The 20,003-nt window shown below is 29.6% G+C and carries 14 protein-coding genes; 5 read left to right on the top strand and 9 right to left on the bottom strand.

The features are described 5' to 3' along the window. The first annotated feature begins 148 nt into the window (after positions 1–148). From ispH to folA, 5 genes are all read left to right on the top strand, one after another. Entirely contained in the window at positions 149–1,084 is a 936-nt protein-coding gene (gene ispH, locus GN161_RS01120; RefSeq protein WP_159715522.1) for a 4-hydroxy-3-methylbut-2-enyl diphosphate reductase, read from the top strand. A 299-nt stretch (positions 1,085–1,383) separates the two neighbouring features. Beyond that, complete coding sequence (gene dapB / locus GN161_RS01115; RefSeq protein ID WP_159714795.1) at positions 1,384–2,217, top strand: 4-hydroxy-tetrahydrodipicolinate reductase; 834 nt, start codon at positions 1,384–1,386, stop codon at positions 2,215–2,217. A 250-nt stretch (positions 2,218–2,467) separates the two neighbouring features. Further along, entirely contained in the window at positions 2,468–3,607 is a 1,140-nt protein-coding gene (gene carA / locus GN161_RS01110; RefSeq protein WP_236840111.1) for a glutamine-hydrolyzing carbamoyl-phosphate synthase small subunit, read from the top strand. 25 nt (positions 3,608–3,632) lie between these two features. Next, entirely contained in the window at positions 3,633–6,866 is a 3,234-nt protein-coding gene (carB, locus tag GN161_RS01105; RefSeq protein WP_159714784.1) for a carbamoyl-phosphate synthase large subunit, read from the top strand. A gap of 135 nt (positions 6,867–7,001) precedes the next feature. Further along, complete coding sequence (gene folA, locus GN161_RS01100; protein WP_159714774.1) at positions 7,002–7,496, top strand: type 3 dihydrofolate reductase; 495 nt, start codon at positions 7,002–7,004, stop codon at positions 7,494–7,496. Positions 7,497–7,693: 197 nt separating this feature from the next. On the opposite strand, the gene GN161_RS01095 is transcribed toward folA, so the two are convergent. The 9 genes from GN161_RS01095 to leuA all read right to left on the bottom strand — a co-directional run bounded on the left by GN161_RS01095 (position 7,694) and on the right by leuA (position 19,694). Further along, positions 7,694–8,524 carry a symmetrical bis(5'-nucleosyl)-tetraphosphatase gene (locus GN161_RS01095; protein ID WP_159714772.1) on the bottom strand — a complete coding sequence of 277 codons (831 nt, stop codon included), beginning with the start codon at positions 8,522–8,524 and terminating at the stop codon, positions 7,694–7,696. Between the two features lie 324 nt (positions 8,525–8,848). Then, a complete protein-coding gene (gene rsmA / locus GN161_RS01090; protein ID WP_159714770.1) occupies positions 8,849–9,670 on the bottom strand; it encodes a 16S rRNA (adenine(1518)-N(6)/adenine(1519)-N(6))-dimethyltransferase RsmA in 822 nt (273 codons plus the stop codon). Beyond that, a complete protein-coding gene (gene pdxA / locus GN161_RS01085) occupies positions 9,651–10,670 on the bottom strand; it encodes a 4-hydroxythreonine-4-phosphate dehydrogenase PdxA (protein WP_159714768.1) in 1,020 nt (339 codons plus the stop codon). The genes rsmA and pdxA overlap by 20 nt, the downstream gene beginning before the upstream one ends. A gap of 2 nt (positions 10,671–10,672) precedes the next feature. Then, positions 10,673–11,947: a peptidylprolyl isomerase gene (locus tag GN161_RS01080; protein WP_159714766.1), complete on the bottom strand. Its 1,275-nt coding sequence runs from the start codon at positions 11,945–11,947 to the stop codon at positions 10,673–10,675. 56 nt (positions 11,948–12,003) lie between these two features. Further along, positions 12,004–14,223, bottom strand: coding sequence for an LPS assembly protein LptD (gene lptD, locus GN161_RS01075; RefSeq protein WP_236840110.1), 2,220 nt, complete (start codon positions 14,221–14,223; stop codon positions 12,004–12,006). 757 nt (positions 14,224–14,980) lie between these two features. Further along, a complete protein-coding gene (leuD, locus tag GN161_RS01070) occupies positions 14,981–15,589 on the bottom strand; it encodes a 3-isopropylmalate dehydratase small subunit (protein WP_159714754.1) in 609 nt (202 codons plus the stop codon). Positions 15,590–15,611: 22 nt separating this feature from the next. Continuing rightward, entirely contained in the window at positions 15,612–17,012 is a 1,401-nt protein-coding gene (gene leuC, locus GN161_RS01065) for a 3-isopropylmalate dehydratase large subunit (RefSeq protein ID WP_159714752.1), read from the bottom strand. 1 nt (position 17,013) lies between these two features. Next, on the bottom strand, positions 17,014–18,114 hold the full coding sequence (gene leuB / locus GN161_RS01060) for a 3-isopropylmalate dehydrogenase (RefSeq protein ID WP_159714750.1): 1,101 nt from the start codon (positions 18,112–18,114) through the stop codon (positions 17,014–17,016). Between the two features lie 20 nt (positions 18,115–18,134). After that, positions 18,135–19,694, bottom strand: a complete 1,560-nt coding sequence (gene leuA, locus GN161_RS01055) for a 2-isopropylmalate synthase (RefSeq protein ID WP_159714748.1) — start codon at positions 19,692–19,694, stop codon at positions 18,135–18,137. Positions 19,695–20,003: the final 309 nt, after the last annotated feature.

Here is a 20,003-nt window from a genome sequence, read left to right as displayed (position 1 = left end):
GATATACAAGTGTGTAATAGTATAATGAAATATTTTTTTGATGTTTATTCAGTGGTCTTACATAAATTTTATAAATTAATTATTGTGTTTTATGTAAGTATTAAATATGAGTTGATTTGATTATGTTGTTATAGTGAGAGGTATAGGTATTAGAGTTATATTGGCTAATCCGCGTGGATTTTGCGCAGGAGTAAATCGAGCGATTAAAATTGTGGAGAGAGCTATACTGAAATATGGTGCTCCTATTTATGTACGACATGAGTTAGTACATAATGATTATGTAGTCACTCAGTTATCTGAAAAGGGTGTTATCTTTATTGAAAGACTAGATGAAGTACCGAATGGTTCGGTTATAATTTTTTCTGCTCATGGAGTTTCAAAAAAGGTTCGAGAACAAGCACAAGTTAAAAAATTAATTATATTTGATGCTACTTGTCCACTGGTCACTAAAGTGCACATGGAGGTTTCTCGGGCTGATCGTAATGATATGGAAGTCATTTTAATAGGTCATTCTGGGCATCCAGAGGTGGAAGGAACTATGGGTCAATATATTTCTAAAAATTCTGGAGGAAAAATATATTTAGTGGAATCTCAATCAGATGCTTGGTTACTTCAGGTGAACAATCCAAATCATTTATTTTTTGTGACACAAACAACTTTATCAGTAGACGACGCTGCAAATATTATAGCAATTTTACGTAAAAGATTTCCTAATATTATGAGTTCTAGAAAAACTGATATTTGTTATGCAACATTTAATAGGCAAAATGCTCTTAAAGATTTAGCTTTAATGGTAGACATGATATTTGTTGTGGGATCAAAAAAATCATCTAATTCTGTAAGATTAATAGAGTTAGCGCATCGTATAGGAAAAATTGCATATTTAATTGGTCACGCTAATGAAATTCAAGGAGATTGGTTACGTGGGATAAACAATATTGGTATTACTGCTGGGGCGTCAGCTCCAGATATTTTAGTAGATCAAGTTGTTGAAAAACTACGTATACTAAGCAAAGATTTTCTTGTTGTGGAAGAAATAATGGGACAGGAGGAACATGTGTTTTTTGATATACCTAAAATCTGATATATATATATATATATTTCAGATTGATAATGTGTTTATTAATTATATTAATAAATGATTAAACTTTAAATTTAAATAATATAAGATAGTATATAAAATTTATAAAATCATGTTTTTATTGTTTATTTAATTTTATTAAATGGAAAATTAATTAGTTGATGAATTTGTAAAAATAATAAAAGATAAATACACAAAAAATAAAAAATATAATATTCGTTATCTTATAGACTGTATCTGAGAAATCATTGGGATTATAAATTTTTTATATTTAATAAATATTATATAAGGTGCATAAAATCATGAATAGTGCATGTCTGCGTGTTGCTGTTAGTGGAGTGACTGGGCGAATGGGTGAAAAGGTATTAACATGTATTGTGCAAGGAGAAAAGCAGTTTAGTAAAAAAATTGTTTTGGGAGCTGCTATAGCACGTTCAAATTCTAATATTTGTGGGATGGATGTTGGGACATTAATTAAAACTAATGCTTTAGGTGTAAAAATCACTGACAATATTGAATCAATTAAAGATGATTTTGATATTTTAATTGATTTTACTGCGCCTGATATATCTATGGAATATTTAAAATTTTGTACTAATAATAAAAAAAACATAATTATTGGTACTACTGGGTTTAACCTGACACATAAGAGTTTTATTAAAAATGCATCCCAAAAAATAGGAATTGTCTTTTCTTCCAATTTTAGTGTAAGTATAGCATTAATATTGAAAATATTATGTAATATTACACAAAGTATAGGTAGTTCTTCAGATATCAATATTGTTGAAGCTCATCATAACAAGAAGCATGATATACCATCTGGTACTTCTTTAATGATGAAAGATGTTATATGCAATGCATTGCGACTTATCCAATCTGATAAAATTGTGGATTGTAACGTTGATTGTACAGAGAATGAATCAGTATATCTTGACAAGAAAATAATGATTCATTCGCTGCGGGCTGGAGATATTGTTGGGGAACATACTGTTTTATTTACAGGGTTAGGAGAGTGTTTAGAAATAACACATAAAGTATCGGATCGTTTAATTTTTGCTCATGGAGCATTACGTGCAGCTGTTTGGTTAGGATGTGATAAAATAGGTTTGTTTAGTGTAAGTGATATTTTGGAGTGAATACTTTACTATGATGCTCTGCCAGAAGAATAATTATATTATGTATCATAATATAATATATTGTTAGTTGATATGTTTGAATATTTCAGAGATTAATAATAAATAAAACATGTGTAAATTTTATTTACACATGTTTTATTTTAAACTAAAATAATAGAATTAAATATTTAATATTTAACTAATCATTTTTAATAAATTAAATATAAACTATGTATTTAATGTTTACTTATGTGATAAGTACAGAGGTACTTTGATGAAACCGGCATTATTAGTGTTAGAAGATGGTAATCGATTTTATGGTTATGCCATAGGTGCAGCAGGAGAAACAGTAGGAGAGGTAGTTTTTAACACATCAATGACTGGGTATCAAGAAATAATCACTGATCCTTCTTATGCATATCAGATAGTTGTGTTGACTTGTCCTCATATTGGAAATGTTGGTACTAATGAATTTGATAATGAATCTTCTTGTATTCAGGTAAGAGGGCTTATTATTCGTAATTTATCAATTCTTGTTAGCAATTTTCGTCATACTTTGACTCTTTCAGCTTATTTAGTACAACAAAATGTTGTTGGAATTGCTGGGGTAGATACTCGTAAGTTAACACGGCTAATACGGGAAAAAGGAATACAACATGGCTGTATTATTGCTCGTGACGTGCCTGATGCCACATTAGCCCTACGTAAAGCTCGTGCATTTCCTGGACTGCATGGGCTTAATCTTGCTCACGAAGTAAGTACTGCTAGGCAGTATATTTGGAAGCAAGGTACTTGGAATATTAAATCTGGAATATTTGTTACTCCATTGAGTTTACCTTATCGCGTTGTAGTATATGATTTTGGTGTCAAACGGAATATTATGCGTATATTAGTAGACTATGGTTGTTTATTAACAGTAGTTCCAGCGCATACTGCAGCACAAGAAATAATTGATATGAAACCAGATGGTATCTTTTTAGCTAATGGCCCCGGGGATCCAAATGCATATGGATATGCAATTCATTCTATCCAAACTTTTTTAAATACGACTAAAATCCCATTGTTTGGTATTTGTTTGGGTCATCAATTATTGGCGCTAGCCAATGGCGCCAAAACTGTAAAAATGAAATTTGGTCACCATGGATCTAATCATCCGGTTAAAGATATAGAACAAAACAAGGTTATAATTACCACTCAGAATCATAACTTTGTAGTCGATAAAAACACTTTACCTGATACGTTAAAAATAACACATATTTCATTGTTTGATGGTACGCTTCAAGGCATTCATCATATTAAAAAACCTGCTTTTAGTTTTCAAGGGCATCCGGAGGCTAGTCCTGGACCTCATGATGCTACTTCATCTTTGTTTAGTCATTTTATTAAATTGATTAAAGACTATCGTAATTAATGTAATAAGTTGTAGGGAGTGCAATATGCCAAAAAGAACCGATATACGTAGTATTTTGCTTTTGGGAGCTGGTCCAATTGTTATCGGCCAAGCTTGTGAATTTGATTACTCTGGCGCACAAGCTTGCAAGGCATTACGTGAAGAAGGATACCGTCTTATTTTGGTAAATTCTAATCCTGCTACAATTATGACGGATCCTGATATGGCTGATGCTACTTATATTGAATCGATTCGTTGGGAAATGATATGTAAGATTATTGAAAAAGAACATCCAGACGCACTGTTATCAACTATGGGTGGGCAAACTGCTTTAAATTGCGCTTTAGATTTAGAACGTCACGGAATTTTAAGAAAATTTAATATAATAACGATTGGAGCTACGATAGATTCTATTTATAAAGCAGAAGATCGTCAAAAGTTTAGAGAATCTATGAAAAAAATCAACTTAGAAACAGCACGATCTGGAGTTGCACATGATGTAAATGAGGCTATGATGGTTTTAAAAAAAATTGGATTACCTTGTATTATTCGTCCTTCTTTTACTTTAGGAGGGAGTGGAGGTGGTGTTGCTTATACTAAAGAAGAATTTATAAAACTTTGTAAACACGGATTAGATTGTTCTCCTTATAATGAACTGTTAATTGATGAATCTTTAATGGGTTGGAAAGAATATGAAATGGAAGTAGTACGTGATATTAAAGATAATTGTATAATAGTATGTTCTATAGAAAACGTTGATCCTATGGGTATTCATACTGGCGATTCTATCACTGTGGCACCAGCTCAAACTTTGACTGATAAAGAATATCAAATTATGAGAAATGCTGCAATAATGGTACTACGTGAAATTGGAGTAGATACCGGTGGGGCTAATGTGCAATTTGCAGTGAATCCAAACAATGGAAGACTTGTTGTGGTAGAAATGAATCCTAGGGTATCTCGGTCATCAGCGTTAGCTTCAAAAGCCACTGGATTTCCTATAGCAAAAATAGCCGCTAAGTTAGCAGTAGGATATACTTTAGACGAATTGTCAAATGATATTACGAGTGGTTGTATTCCAGCATCTTTTGAACCATCAATTGATTATATAGTAACTAAAATTCCACGTTTTAATTTTGAAAAATTTCCAGAACGAAACAATAGACTGACAACTCAAATGAAATCAGTAGGTGAAGTAATGGCAATCGGCCGTAGTCAACAAGAATCTTTACAAAAAGCAATACGTGGATTAGAAATGGGAGTAACGGGGTTAGATCCTAAAGTTAATTTGGATCATCCTACAGCATTTAATGTGATTGTATATGAATTAAAAAATGCTAGTAATAATCGAATATGGTATATTGCAGACGCTTTTCGTTACGGTATGTCTTTAGAACAAATTTTTTATTTAACTAATATTGATCGCTGGTTTTTAGCTCAAATTGAAGAATTAGTGCGATTAGAGAATGATGTGATGTTTAAAGGTATATCATGTCTTAATAAGCATTGGTTACATTTTCTTAAAAAGAAAGGTTTTTCTGATGCAAGGTTGGGACAATTAACAGGTGTATCAGAAAGCAAGATTCGTTCATTAAGATGTTTGTATGATGTACATCCTGTATATAAACATGTAGATGCATGTGCAGCAGAATTTTCTACTAATACTTCCTATATGTATTCTACTTACGATGGCGAATGTGAATTTCAATGTAATAAAGAAAATAAAACTATTATGATATTAGGAGGAGGACCTAATCGTATTGGGCAGGGGATTGAGTTTGATTATTGTTGTGTGCATGCAGCATTAACATTGCGTGAAATCGGATATAACGTAATTATGGTAAATTGTAATCCTGAAACTGTTTCTACTGATTATGACATATCAGATGTTCTTTATTTTGAACCAATTACATTGGAAGATATTTTAGAGATCGTACGTATTAATAAACCAACAGGAGTAATTGTTCAATATGGAGGCCAAACTCCATTAAAATTAGCTAAAGAAATGGAAGAGGCTGGGGTATCTATTATAGGTACTACTCCAGATGCAATTGATCAAACAGAAAATAGAGAACGATTTCAACGTGCAATAAAGTGTTTGGGGTTACAGCAACCTGATAATGTTACTGTTACCTCCATAACTTCGGCTTTAAAAGAAGCTAAGGATATAGGATATCCTATAGTAGTTAGGCCTTCTTATGTTTTAGGAGGTAGAGCTATGGAAATAGTATATAATGAAAAAGAATTATTATTCTATTTTAAAAACGCTATAAAAGTATCTAATAATGCACCAGTTTTATTAGATCGGTTTTTAGAAAATGCGATTGAAGTAGATGTAGATGCTATTTGTGACGGGAAACAGGTGTTTATTGGGGGAATTATGGAGCATATTGAGTACGCGGGAGTACATTCTGGAGATTCAGCGTGTTCCTTGCCGGTTTATACGTTGAGTAAAAATATTCAAGATAGAATACGTTATCAAGTAAAAAAATTAGCATTTAAATTTAATATAAAAGGTTTGGTCAATATACAATTTGCAATACAGAAAGATATGATTTATGTAATTGAGATTAATCCGAGAGCATCACGTACTGTTCCTTTTGTATCTAAAGCTATTGGTGTGGCATTAGCAAAAATTGGGACTCGGGTGATAATTGGACAGTCTTTATTGGATCAAGGTATTTTAAAAGAAGTAATTCCTCCTTATTTTTCAGTGAAGGAGGTAGTATTACCGTTTAATAAATTTATTGATGTTAATCCAAAATTAGGTCCAGAAATGAGATCCACAGGGGAAGTGATGGGTATTGGGCGTACTTTTGAAGAAGCGTTTGCTAAAGCAACATTAAGTAGTCAGTTTGATACGAAAAAACATGGTGATGTATTATTATCATTATCTAGAAAAGATATAGATAAGGCAGTAAATTTAGTGACCAAGTTTATTCAAAGTGGTTTTATGTTGGATGTTACACATGAAACAGCAAGAATGTTAAAGAGCGTTGGTATGGTTTCTAAAATGATTAGACCCGTACATATTGCTCATGCATGTGTTTACAAAAAAATTAAGAATGGTGAATATAGTTATATTGTTGACACTACTTTAACAGATAAATTTGATGATAAAAAAGACAATGCAACATTATTATGTTGCATTGCATTACAACATAATGTTCATTATGGTACTACAATCAATGGAAGTGTCGCCGCAGCTATGTCATTGACTGTTGATACTACGGAGTATGTAGTGTCAATTCAAGATATGCATTCTAGGATAGTACACTAAGTTATAATTGATAATCTATTGATATAATTATAATAATTTTAATTTTTTAGTTTGGTTGGTATCAGTATATATATTATTCCGATGTTATTAAAGTATATTTTGTTGAATTTAATACGTGTTTAAGTAGTTATATATATGATTATTAGCTTGATTGCTGCATTGACTATCAACAGAGTAATTGGTAAAAAAAATGCTATTCCTTGGCATTTACCTGTAGATATTAAGTGGTTTAAATATCATACTATATGTAAACCAATTATTATGGGGCGTAAAACATTTGAGTCTATTGGTAGGAAACCATTATTGAATAGATTTAATGTTGTTTTAAGTCGTAATTTGATAAATAATTATAATGGTGTTTTTGTGGTGGAGAATATAGATGATGCTTTACTTTTGGTACAAGATGCATATGAAGTTATGGTAATTGGGGGGAGTGCAGTGTATAATGCTTTTTTGCCTTGTGCGCAGCGCTTATATTTAACATATATTAATAATATTATTGATATTGATGGTGATGTTTGGTTTCCTGGTTATAATATGAGAGAATGGAGATCTATTTTTGATAGTTTTTATGAAGTTAACGAAGATTTTTGTCATTATATAAATTTTAAAATTTTAGAACGTTGCTAATGAATATATTATAGTGAGTTATGAAAAGTGTTTATGTCAGTGGATACTAATATTTTGATGTTAATAGTTGATATGAATTGTCTAAAAAGGACGATGGATTAAAATGTAATTTTTAATAATTCTAATTTATTTTTAGTCTGTGTAGAGTATGTATAAATAATTATTTGTGATTTTATATGTATTTATTTTTTTAATAATTAAGCAGGTGGTGTACACGGTACACGTATAATTTTTTTGTCTTCCCATCTCAATAAGGTAAGAGATCCTCCCCAACAGCAACCAGAATCTAATCCATAAATACCAGATGGAATTTGTATATCTGTCAATGATGCCCAATGACCAAAGATTATATCATATGTTGGATTAACTAATTTAGTTAAATAAAACCATGGATATATATTTTTTGGAGCGTTTTTGGGAGTGCCTTTATATGTTAAATTTAATTGACCATTGATATAAACATAACGCATTCGCGTAAATACATTGATGTTTTCTTGTATTTGTTTTAATTTTTCAGTGTTTATCTGATGTAAATGAGATAAATTTACATCATTATTATGTATATCTTTTTTAAAAAGTAGATAAGAATAATTGCTGGCTAAAATTTCTTCTATTTCTTTAGCATATTTTTTAGCATTGTTAATATTCCAGTTAGGACTAATACCTGCATGAACCATTAAAATTTTTTTATCCTCATCTATATATAGCATAGGTTGATGACGTAACCAATGAATTAATTCTTCTAGATCTGGAGCATTTAATATAGCATCAAAGTAATCTTTATGTGTTTTGTGATTTGTTCCAAAATATATTTTTAATAAATGTAATTCATGGTTACCTAATACCAGGTGGGCACTTTTTTTAAAGGCATGAATGAGACGTAAGGTTTCTAATGAGTTCGGACCCCTAGCAATTAAGTCTCCAGTTAAATGTAGAGTATCAATATTGGGGTTAAAACACACAAGTTCTAGTATAGTGCTTAAGTTTTTATAACATCCGTGGATGTCTCCAATAAAATAAGTAGACATATGCGATTATAGGTGTTTTTTAAAATAAAAATTAGTCCAATATATATGATTATTATTTTTTATATTTCTTATTTAAATGAAGATCTTTCTCTTAAAAGAAGAGATCTTTTATAAAGTTAATTTGTTTATAAAACATAAACAAAAGTTTTTTAACAAAGAGCAGTGAATTAAAATGACGGCTACTTCATTTTTAAAAAATTTTACACTATTGTGTATTTAATTATTAAAATATTCAAGTTATTAATATATTTATAAATGTAATATATATAAAAAAACATTTTTTTTAAATACAATTATAAATAATTATGAATGTTGATGACAATATCATATAGATGGTAAGTTTAATTTATTTTTTAGCATAGCTGTTAATATACAATATTGGGAAATAGTTATATTTTCTGCTCTTAATGTTGGATTGATTCCTTCTTGTTTTATTTCTGATTCATCAAAGAGTATGGATAGGCTATTGCGAAGAGTTTTTCGTCTTTGGCTGAATGCTAATTTTGTAAGCAAAGAGAGCTGTTTGATATTAATTATTGGATAAGGAGTGTTTGTGTGAGGGAGTAAATGTACTATTATAGATTCTACTTTTGGTATAGGAACAAAAGAAGTTGCTGGTATTTTTAACAATGGAATAATTTTACAATGATATTGTGCTATTACACTTAATCTTCCGTATTCTTTGTTATTGGGGCTTGCGTAAAGTCGTCTAGCTACTTCTTTCTGAAACATAAAATGCATATCGTAAATTACATTAATATATTTGAACAAATATATGATTAATTTTGTGGCTATATTATAGGGTAAATTTCCTATTAATCGTAATTTTTGTCCAACTTGGTGTGATAAATCAAAAAAATTTATTCTCATTATATCTTGATATACAACGTTAATTTTTTTATTAAACATTTGAGTTAGTCTTTTGACTAAATTGAAATCACGTTCTATTAATATTAAAGAATTGGGATCAACAATATTTAAAATTTCTTTGGTTAATGCGCCTAATCCAGGTCCAATTTCTATTATTTTTTGATGGTTTTTGGGGTTGAAAGTTTTAATGATAGTGTCAATAGTATTTTGGTCTTTAAGGAATACTTGGCTCCATTTTTTTTGTATGAAATGATTGTTATAGTATTTTTTTTTCATTGATATTATTTATCATGTTAATTGCGATTGTAATCGCCATAATCATGCTATTAGGTAGAGCCGTTCCTGTTCCGGATAGGTCAAGGGCGGTACCATGATCTACAGAAGTTCTAATAAAAGGTAATCCAAAAGTAATATTTACTGATTTACCAAACCCAGCATATTTTAGAACAGGTAATCCTTGATCGTGATACATTGCTAGTATTACGTCTGCATGTTGGATGTATTTTGGTTGGAATATTGTATCAGCTGGTAAAGGTCCTATTATTTTGTAATTAATGTTTTTTTTTAAAATATTTAAAGCGGGTATAATAATTTTGATTTCTTCTTTTCCTATATAACCAGATTCTCCAGAATGTGGATTTAAACCACATACATAAATTATAGGGCATGGAATATTAAAGTATTTTTTAAGTCCTTTAGCAAGGATGGAAATAGTATTACAGAGAGATTGTTGAGTAATCATTGTTGGAACAGATAATATAGGTACATGAGTAGTGGCTAAAGCAACACGTAGTATATTGTTACTTAACATCATTACAGTTTTTTTGCATTTGCTGATTTGAGATAAAAATTCAGTGTGTCCATAGAATTCTATGTTTCCTTTATTAAGAATAGCTTTATGTATAGGTCCAGTGACTAATGCTGCAAATTCTCCGTTTAAACATCCTTGTGATGCTCGAGTTAAAGCATTGATAACGTAGTTATTGTTATCAATGCTTAATTGACCGGGTATGGATTTTTTTGGAAGTAATATTTTTAATATGGATAGTTCTCCAGGTAGGCAAGGAGTGGTTATTTTTTTAGAGTGATAAGAGCGTAATTTTAGAGGTAAATTGATTTGATTTGCTCTATCTAATAATAAATTGGGATCTGCGCATACAACTAATTCTACGGGCCATTTTTTCTGCGCGCTCATGATGACTATATCAGGGCCAATTCCAGCAGGTTCGCCTGTAGTGATAACAATTCGTTGGAATTGTTTATTTTTTTTAATCATTTTTATTTAATAATCTTAATATATGATGCAGATCGTAATTCTTGAATCCAGTTTTTCATAATTTCATCAAATTTTTTGTTTAATAAATATAAGTAAGTACGTTCATACATTATTTCATTATAATCTAAAATAGATATATCTATTAATTGAATTAAACGCCACCCATTAGAAGTATATACTGGTATACTAATTTCATTTCTTTTTAAAGAAGCTAAAACTCTGCGAATTGATGGGTCAAAATCGTCTAAATCCTGATATATTATGTTTTCTTCATACTGATTAATATGTATATCTTGTGATTTTTTAGTAATCATATCATCTGTAGTATTACTTTTTTCGATGTGTTCTTTAGTTTGTAGAAGCTGTTCTATTATGTTTGCATTTTTATGTGAATTTTTTATAGTAAATATTTTTGCTTTGATTTTGGTTATAGGAAATATAGTTTGTTTGTAGCGCATATCTTGTACTTCTATAATATGTATCCCATCATAAGATACAACTGGGCCGATAATATCATTTTTTTTTGCTTTTTGTAAATGTTTATCTAAAATCATAGGTATATCTTTCCATGATATCCATTCTGTTTCTTGTACTTTGATTATTTGAATGATCTCTTTATTAAAGTATGTATTCATTAATTCTTTAATATTGTTATTAGATGCTTTTTTTTTAATTAATAACCTTGCAAAATCTTTTGTTCTATCTATTTGACTTTGAGCGGGTTGTATTGGCAATGAAAATGTAATATGTCGTAATTTAAATTGTTTATTCACGTTAACAGTATTTGATTCTTTGGAAGTTTTTTTTATTTCATGCATTAATATATTAGAACGATAATAAAGAACACTATCGCATATACTTTTTTTAAGGAGTTCTCGATATTGTTGTGAATAATATTTTTCGTAATTTAAACCAATATTATGTAAATGTAGACGAAATTGATCTAGTGTCATACCATATAGATGTGCAATACAATTAATCATCTGATCAAGTTTATTGTACTCAATATTGATATTCTGTTGAGTAGCGACTTGAAGAATGAGGTGATCCGTGATTAATTGATTTAAGATTTGTTGGTAATAGATAATATTTTGTGAGATATCGTTATTAACGTTATATATGTTATTATGAAACATATAGATATTATTTCTTATGTCGCTATCTAATATAATATGATGATTTACTAATGCTACCATTCTATCTAGTGTTTTTAACGTTCCAAAAACAGCATTTGTTTGTAATATAGATATTAGAGTTAATATTTTCCAAAATTTCATATAATTAATGATGTTTTGTTGTAAGGACGTATTTTAATTTAATGTGGGATATCAACTCAAAATGTATGTTGATATGGTAGGGTACCTATATTCAACATTTTATATGAGTTCGACTTAAAATCTGTTGTAGAACTATATATTTTAATATCTAATCGTATCTTATTATCATATGTATTATGATTTAATTGATTATTCCAATTAATAATTTTCCGTTCGCAAGCTATATTTATATCCCAACACGGAGTATAATACTGTATCCCTATTGTTTGATCAATGGTTTGATTAGTTTTGAGATTATGGTAATAAGAACAATTTATTTTCCAATGATCGATTAAGGGATATCCAGCAAGAATACCGAGTTGCGCAATTGTGTTCTGGTAAATTGGTTCGTTGATATTTGATAGTATTTTTACGAGATATTGTTTACTAGTATATCGATAATTTGTTTGTAATATTTGATTATTTTTTCCTTTATATTCTAATATTAGAGTTCCAAAAGATAATGCGTGATGTTGCATATCATATTTCATTTCAGTGTTTATTTTCCAATGGTCATTAATAGTCCAATGTCCAAGTCCTGAAAACAATAGGATATTATCGGAAATTTTATGCATTGTGCGTTGGGTTGTTGTGCAATATTTAGAATTGCATTGTTTTAAGTTAAAAATGTGACCTATAGATGCGTAAAAAATTTCTTTTTTTTTCTTAAAACATCGCATTGTGATATCTCCCGTAATTTGATTAACAGGAAAAATACGGTCCAATCCACTATATGTATTCTCATGGAATAATTTTTTATGATCTATGTGCATGATGTCAGTATCATACATACCGATGTTGTCTTGAAAACGATACGGTATATATAAATATTGTAATTTTGGTTCTAAAAAATGTTTATATTTTTTTGGAATATGTGTTGATTTTTTGAAAATCATTTTCCCGTTTATTTTAAATTGCGGAATAATACGATTGACTATATTTTGTAAATGATAGTTTGAGCATTGTGTTGTATTGTAGTGATTTATATTTTTTTGTTGATAATGTGTTATTATTAGTTTTGCTTCAGTATTAAAATTACCCCAGTAATCATTTATTGAGAAATTTACAGTTGGTTCCGTGTGTATTCTGATTGTTTTTGGGAAATAATAATTTGTAGGTGTAAATTGTGTTAGTTGATGAAATAATTTTAAATTAAATGGTCTGTGTTTAATGTTTGTGTAATAATATGAATTTAATTCTAGTTGCGGTGTTGCATTGTAATTACAGTTATTTTGAACCGCTTTGGTTGGAATATTTGTAATACCAAAATAAGCTAAGCTAGCGTTCCAATTTTTATTACTATAATTACATAGAATTTTTTGATTTATATGATCATTGTGAGGGTATGTGTGTACTGCTGGTATGTTGAAATGTTCAATATAGTTATCAGATCCTGTGGATGAAATGTAATTAGAACAAAAATGCCATTTTTTATTCATGATACCATTGTGTTTCCAATATAATTGCCAATGTTTGTTGTAGTAATTTTTGGAAAAATTTTTATTATATAGTTTGTCATTGTTTATGATATCTAAAATTAATAATCCAGTTCCTGGTTTCAATGAATAGTGGATTTCTGTTTCTAATTGTATTCCTAGGTTAGATGTGTAAAATGGGGAAATACTTCCTGAGTAATGTTTTGAGAAATTAATAGGACACGGTATTTTAAAGATTAATCCATATTTACTACTGTATTTAATACTAGGTATATAGCGTCTTAAAACATTATTTTTATGTAAGGATAATGATAGGTAGGGGCTATAGAATATTGGTATTGTTTTTATTTTGAGACAAGCATTCCAAATATCTATATTATGTTTATGATTATCATAAATCATTTCTGATCCTGTTATATTCCAGTAATTATCATCTGCCATACAGGAAGTACATTTTCCTTCTTTAATGATAGTGTAACGATTGTTTTTTCGTTGCATTATAGAATTTGCTGTACCATAAATATGTGGTGTTAATAAATAATATGTACCGTGATGAATATCAACGTTTTTATTATATAAATCAATCCAAGCATGGGATCCTGTTAATACAATATGTTTGTTGTGATAATTAATATGACCACAGGCATACAGTGTATTATATAATAACTCATTTTTTTTGTTACATGATATTATTAGTTTATCGGACGTTAAAATATTATTATTTTGTTTCATAGTGACATGTCCAGAAAACTGTATTTTTTTAGGATAAAACACTTCTAATTCATCAGATTGTATATACATGGGCTGGTCAACAACAAAAAGATTGTTAATTGTAGGAATGTGTAAATAATTAGACGCATAAGCTAAAAAATAGAATTGAGTATGAAGTATTAATAAGATAGAATTAATGATGAAATTTTTTAGAAAAAACTTAATATTATTGATATAACTATTTTGATACATATTTTTTCAAAATGAAGCAATCTTTGTGATTGTGTTAATAAACGTATTTTTTATATATAGTGTAGTTATGCCTGAACATTGTTTGATATTGATCAAATAACATGATGTAAATATTGTATTATAAATAAGTAACATATGTTTTAATTGATTTTTCTATATTTTTTATATTACAAAGACATTTTTATTGATATATAAGAGAGGATACTAACATGCATCTGCTATAATAATACTAGATTTAAGATTATTTTTCAAATTTTTGTTTATTTATATAAATAATATTTTGGATGATTTATTTTGATTTATTGATGACAGGTATTATTTATTTGGATTTTATATAGATTAATTTTTAATTAATCTATATAAAGAAGAAAAGTGATAAAAATAGTATTAATGATCCGGTATTAGTTTGTTTTTGTTGTTTTATTCAAATTGACATATACTATATGTAAATATTTTTAGTGTTTGATTAGTGGTATGTATTAAGGATTTTTGTAATTATATTGTATATTTCAATAATTTTTATTTTTTGTGTTTATTTTAATTTTTTATAAATGTATATATTATAATGGTATTTATATTGTTTATGTTTTTATGCTTATTTTAAGTATGGTGGTTGATTATATTCATATTTTTTAATAGCAGCATCATATTGTAAAGTTAAGTTGATATTGTCTATATCGTTCATTATACAACGTTTATAAAAATCACTTATTTCAAAAAAATATTTTTTTTTATTGTGTGTGTAGATGGTTTGTTCATATAAATCTACCGTAAAGGATACACTTTCTTTTTGTATTGAAACTTCTTTCATTAAATTGTTTATTTTTAGATCTGATAAACTAATAAGTAACAAGCGGTTATTAAAGCTATTTTTATGAAAAATATCTGCAAAACTTGGAGCTATAATAACTTTGAATCCATAATCCATAAGCGCCCATACTGCATGTTCACGAGATGATCCACATCCAAAATTTCTTTGAGTTAATAAAATACTAGCGTTTTTATAATGAGGTTCGTTTAATACAAAATTAGGATTTGAAATGGTAGGGCTATTTTTAAGAAATCGCCAATTAAAAAATAAGTATAGTCCGAAGTTAGACCGAGTAGTGGCTTTTAAAAATTGTTTTGGGATTATGCTGTCAGTATCTATGTCAGCAATATTAAGTGGTAGAACTACACCAGTGTGTTGAATAAATTGAGTCATATATATATGTGTCCTTTTATATTTATTTTAATTTACGGATATCTACAAAGCGCCCGGCAATGGCAGCAGCTGCTGCCATTGCCGGGCTGACCAAATGAGTGCGACTTCCAGGGCCTTGACGTCCTTCAAAATTACGATTGCTAGTAGAAGCGCAACGTTCACCTGCATTAAGCTTATCATTGTTCATAGCCAAACACATAGAACAACCAGGTAATCGCCATTCAAATCCTGCTTGTATAAATATTTTGTCTAATCCTTCTTTTTCTGCTTGATTTTTTACTAATTTAGATCCAGGTACTACTATTGCTTGCGTAGTATTAGGTACATGTTGTCCTTTAATCATTTTTGCCGCTATGCGTAAATCTTCAATGCGTGAATTAGTACATGATCCTATAAATACTTTATCAATAGAAATATCTGTTAAATAAGTGTTGGATTGGAGTTGCATATAAATTAAAGCACGTTCAGCAGAATTGCGTTCTATAGGGTCTGTAAAAGATTCTGGAGATGGAATTGGTTGGTCAATAGAGATCACTTGGCTAGGATTAGTACCCCAAGTTACCTGAGGATTAACGTTAGATACATCAAAATCAAATTTTTTATCAAAATGAGCATTTTGATCGGAATATAAAGTTTTCCAATACAACAATGCCTGCTCCCAATTTATTCCATTTGGGGAAAATTTACGATTTTTTAAATAGTTATAAGTAATCTGGTCTGGTGCTATTAAAGCAGAAGTTGCTCCCATTTCGATAGCCATATTGCAAAGGGTCATACGTTCTTCCATACTTAAATAGGTGATAATGGGTCCGCAAAATTCTACTACATAACCGGATGCTCCTCCATGCCCCACTTTTCCAATAATTGCTAAAATTATATCTTTGGCGGTAATATGAGGAGCGATAGTGCCTGATAGGATCATTTGCATTGACTTATATCTAATTTGTTTTAAAGTTTGTGTTGCTAGCACATGTTCAATTTCTGATGTTCCTATTCCAAAAGCTAAAGCACCAAAAGCTCCATGAGTAGCGGTATGAGAATCTCCACATACAATAGTCATACCAGGTAATGTGAGGCCTTGTTCTGGAGCTAAAACATGAACTATTCCTTGATAAGGATGGTTTAAATCAAATAATGTGATTTCAAAATCTTTGCAGTTTTTCGTTAATGTGTCTAATTGTATTTTAGATATACTTCCAGAGTCATTAATGTCTTTTGTTGTGGTGGAAACATTATGATCCATAGTGGCAAATGTTTTTTTCGGTTGTCTAACTGCACGTTGTTTTAAACGTAGCGCTTCAAAAGCTTGTGGAGACGTAACTTCATGCAACAAATGCCGATCAATATATAATATTGGAACATCATCTATATTTTCGTAGATTATATGTGCATCGTATAATTTCTGATATAGGGATTTTCCCATGTCATTTGTCTCTTTTATTGTGAATTAATGAAGCTATAATATCACCCATTTTTTTAGTGTTTATACTATTTTCATTTTTTTTTGCTATATCAATTGTTCGATATCCTAACTCTAATGTTTTAGCAACTGCTTTTTCAATTGCAATTGCAATATGATTTAATTTTAAACTATATCTAAATAATAATGCAGCAGAGAGAATATGCGCGATAGGATTAGCAATATTTTTATCTGCAATATCTGGAGCAGATCCTCCAGCAGGTTCATATAGACCAAAATTATGTTCATTGATACTAGCAGAAGGTAATGTACCAATTGATCCGCTTATCATAGCACATTCATCAGATAAAATATCTCCAAATAAATTTGAACATAGAATAACATCAAATTTAGATGGATTTTTAATTAATTGCATACTAGCATTATCAACATATAAGTGTTCTAATTCGACATCTGGATAATTTTTTGCAACCTGGGATACCACTTCTCTCCATAACATAGAAGTATTTAGTACATTGGCCTTATCTACAGAAGACACGTGCTTACGTCTACTTTGAGCTACTTTAAAAGCAAAATCAGCAATACGTTCTATTTCAAAGCGATGATAAATTGCAGTATCAAAAGCATATTCATTTGCATCTGTACCCGAACGTCCTTGTGGCTTTCCAAAATAAATTCCTCCGGTTAATTCACGTACAAACATAATGTCGATTCCTTTTGGGATAATGTTTACATTTAAAGGAGATAATTCTTTTAATGTATCAGAAAGATATATAGGTCTTAAATTAGCAAATAAATCAAAGTGTTTTCGTAAAGTTAATAAAGCGCCTTGCTCTGGTCTTTCTAATCCTTTTAAATGTGCCCATTGTGGCCCTCCTACCGCTCCAAGCAGTATAGCGTCTGATTGTTCACAACATTTTAAGGTACTGTCAGGTAAAGGAGTGCCTTCATTATTGATTGCATCTCCTCCTATCTTGTGTTCTGTAGTGATAATATTGATCTGAAATTGTTTTTTTATCACATTTAAAATTTTATAAACTTGCCTGGTGGTTTCCTGCCCAATTCCATCTCCTGGTAAAATTGCAATACGATAATTATTATGCATAAATATTTAAGTTATCCGAATTATTGGCTATTGTCTTTTTTTATATATTTTCGTTGGATTATTACTTGTTTTGCGCGCCAAATATTATTTAAAACGTGAATCATGGCTTTTACTGAAGATTCTATTATATCTGTAGCTAATCCAACTCCATGAAAATTGCGTCCTTCATATGATACAACAATATCTACTTGACCTAATGCATTACGACCATGGCCTTTTGCATTGAGTTGATATTTTTCTAAATTTATAGTTAACTTGGTAATATGAGTTAATGCTGTGTAAATTGCATCTATTGGTCCATTACCTGTTGCTAAATAAGAACACGTTTTTGTTCCGCAATATAATTTGATTGAAGCCTCAGTAATTCCAGAAGAATTGGAGTGTACGTTAAAACATTTTAATTTGAAGAATTCTGATTGTTGTTCTTGTTGATTATTAATGAACGCTAATGCTTCTAGATCATAATCAAATACTTGCCCTTTTTTATCTGCTAATTCTAAAAAAACATCATATAATTTGTCCATGTCATAATCGTTTTCTTGATAACCCATTTTTTTCATATGATGTTTTACTGCTGCTCTTCCAGATCGTGATGTAAGATTTAATTTAACATCTTTTAAGCCGATACTTTCTGGTTTTATAATTTCGTAATTTCTTCTATTTTTTAATACACCATCTTGATGAATACCTGAGGAATGAGAGAAGGCATTTGCTCCAACTATTGCTTTGTTGGCTGGTATAGGCATGTTACATAATTGACTTACTATTTGACTAGTTCTATAAATTTCTTGCAAATGAATGTTAGTGTATACGTTCAGTAGATTCTTTCGTACTTTAATAGCCATAATGATTTCTTCTAATGCGGTATTTCCTGCTCGTTCACCAATACCATTTATAGTGCCTTCTATTTGACGAGCTCCTGCTTGTATACCTGCAATAGAATTACCTACTGCCATACCTAAATCATCATGACAGTGCACAGAAATGACAGCTTTATCAATGATAGGAACACGATTATATAAGGAAGTGATAATGCGTCCAAATTGACATGGGGTAGTATAACCTACTGTATCAGGGATATTAATTGTGTTTGCTCCAGATTGAATGGCAATTTCAACAATACGACATAAATTATCTATATTAGTACGTCCAGCATCTTCGCAAGAGAACTCTACATCATCAGTGTATTTTCTCGCATAACGTATTGCATGAATGGTCATTTCTATGATTTGATTAAAGTTTTTTTTCAATTTAGATTGCATGTGTATAGTTGAAGTAGGTAAGAAAATATGAATACGAAAATTTTTTGCTATTTTTAATGCTTCTGCTGCGATATCAATATCTTTTTCAATGCATCTGGCTAGGGCGCATACTAAACTGTTTTTTATTTTTTGAGCTACCGTATGCACTGATTCAAAATCTCCTGGAGAAGATACTGGAAATCCAACTTCCATAACATCTACTCCTAATCGTTCTAAAGCAAAGGCAATTTGTAATTTTTCTTTTACGTTTAAACTCGCGTGCAGAGCTTGTTCACCGTCTCTTAAAGTTGTATCAAAAATAATGACTCGTTGATTCATAGATTATTCATGTCTCATGAAGTGTTAGAAACAGTCAATGTATATGATGTTCTGTTAATGGTACGTTAGTAGACCATCAATAACATCAGATTTAAATGATAAGTTATTACATTAAATTTATTTTAAGCCTATTAAATATCGTTTGTCAACTATTAATATTATCAGAATCAGGATGTTATAATAAGAATATTATTATAGTTTTTTAAAATTGATTTTTTTATTTTATCATTGCTAATAATAATGATTATATTGTAATATAAAATTATAATCATGATAAATTTAAATTTAAGTGTTTTAAGTGTAATTTTA

This window comes from Blochmannia endosymbiont of Camponotus nipponensis, assembly GCF_009827135.1.
Classification (GTDB): domain Bacteria; phylum Pseudomonadota; class Gammaproteobacteria; order Enterobacterales; family Enterobacteriaceae; genus Blochmanniella.
This window is presented reverse-complemented; position numbering and strand designations above follow the sequence as displayed.

What these genes read in the sequence shown, in the direction of transcription:
- dapB (WP_159714795.1), top strand. Translation starts at nt 1,384, where the DNA reads ATGAATAGTGCATGTCTGCGTGTTGCTGTTAGTGGAGTGACTGGGCGA.
- carB (WP_159714784.1), top strand. Translation starts at nt 3,633, where the DNA reads ATGCCAAAAAGAACCGATATACGTAGTATTTTGCTTTTGGGAGCTGGT.
- folA (WP_159714774.1), top strand. Translation starts at nt 7,002, where the DNA reads ATGATTATTAGCTTGATTGCTGCATTGACTATCAACAGAGTAATTGGT.
- GN161_RS01095 (WP_159714772.1), bottom strand. Translation starts at nt 8,524, where the DNA reads ATGTCTACTTATTTTATTGGAGACATCCACGGATGTTATAAAAACTTA.
- rsmA (WP_159714770.1), bottom strand. Translation starts at nt 9,670, where the DNA reads ATGAAAAAAAAATACTATAACAATCATTTCATACAAAAAAAATGGAGC.
- pdxA (WP_159714768.1), bottom strand. Translation starts at nt 10,670, where the DNA reads ATGATTAAAAAAAATAAACAATTCCAACGAATTGTTATCACTACAGGC.
- GN161_RS01080 (WP_159714766.1), bottom strand. Translation starts at nt 11,947, where the DNA reads ATGAAATTTTGGAAAATATTAACTCTAATATCTATATTACAAACAAAT.
- lptD (WP_236840110.1), bottom strand. Translation starts at nt 14,223, where the DNA reads ATGTATATACAATCTGATGAATTAGAAGTGTTTTATCCTAAAAAAATA.
- leuD (WP_159714754.1), bottom strand. Translation starts at nt 15,589, where the DNA reads ATGACTCAATTTATTCAACACACTGGTGTAGTTCTACCACTTAATATT.
- leuC (WP_159714752.1), bottom strand. Translation starts at nt 17,012, where the DNA reads ATGGGAAAATCCCTATATCAGAAATTATACGATGCACATATAATCTAC.
- leuB (WP_159714750.1), bottom strand. Translation starts at nt 18,114, where the DNA reads ATGCATAATAATTATCGTATTGCAATTTTACCAGGAGATGGAATTGGG.
- leuA (WP_159714748.1), bottom strand. Translation starts at nt 19,694, where the DNA reads ATGAATCAACGAGTCATTATTTTTGATACAACTTTAAGAGACGGTGAA.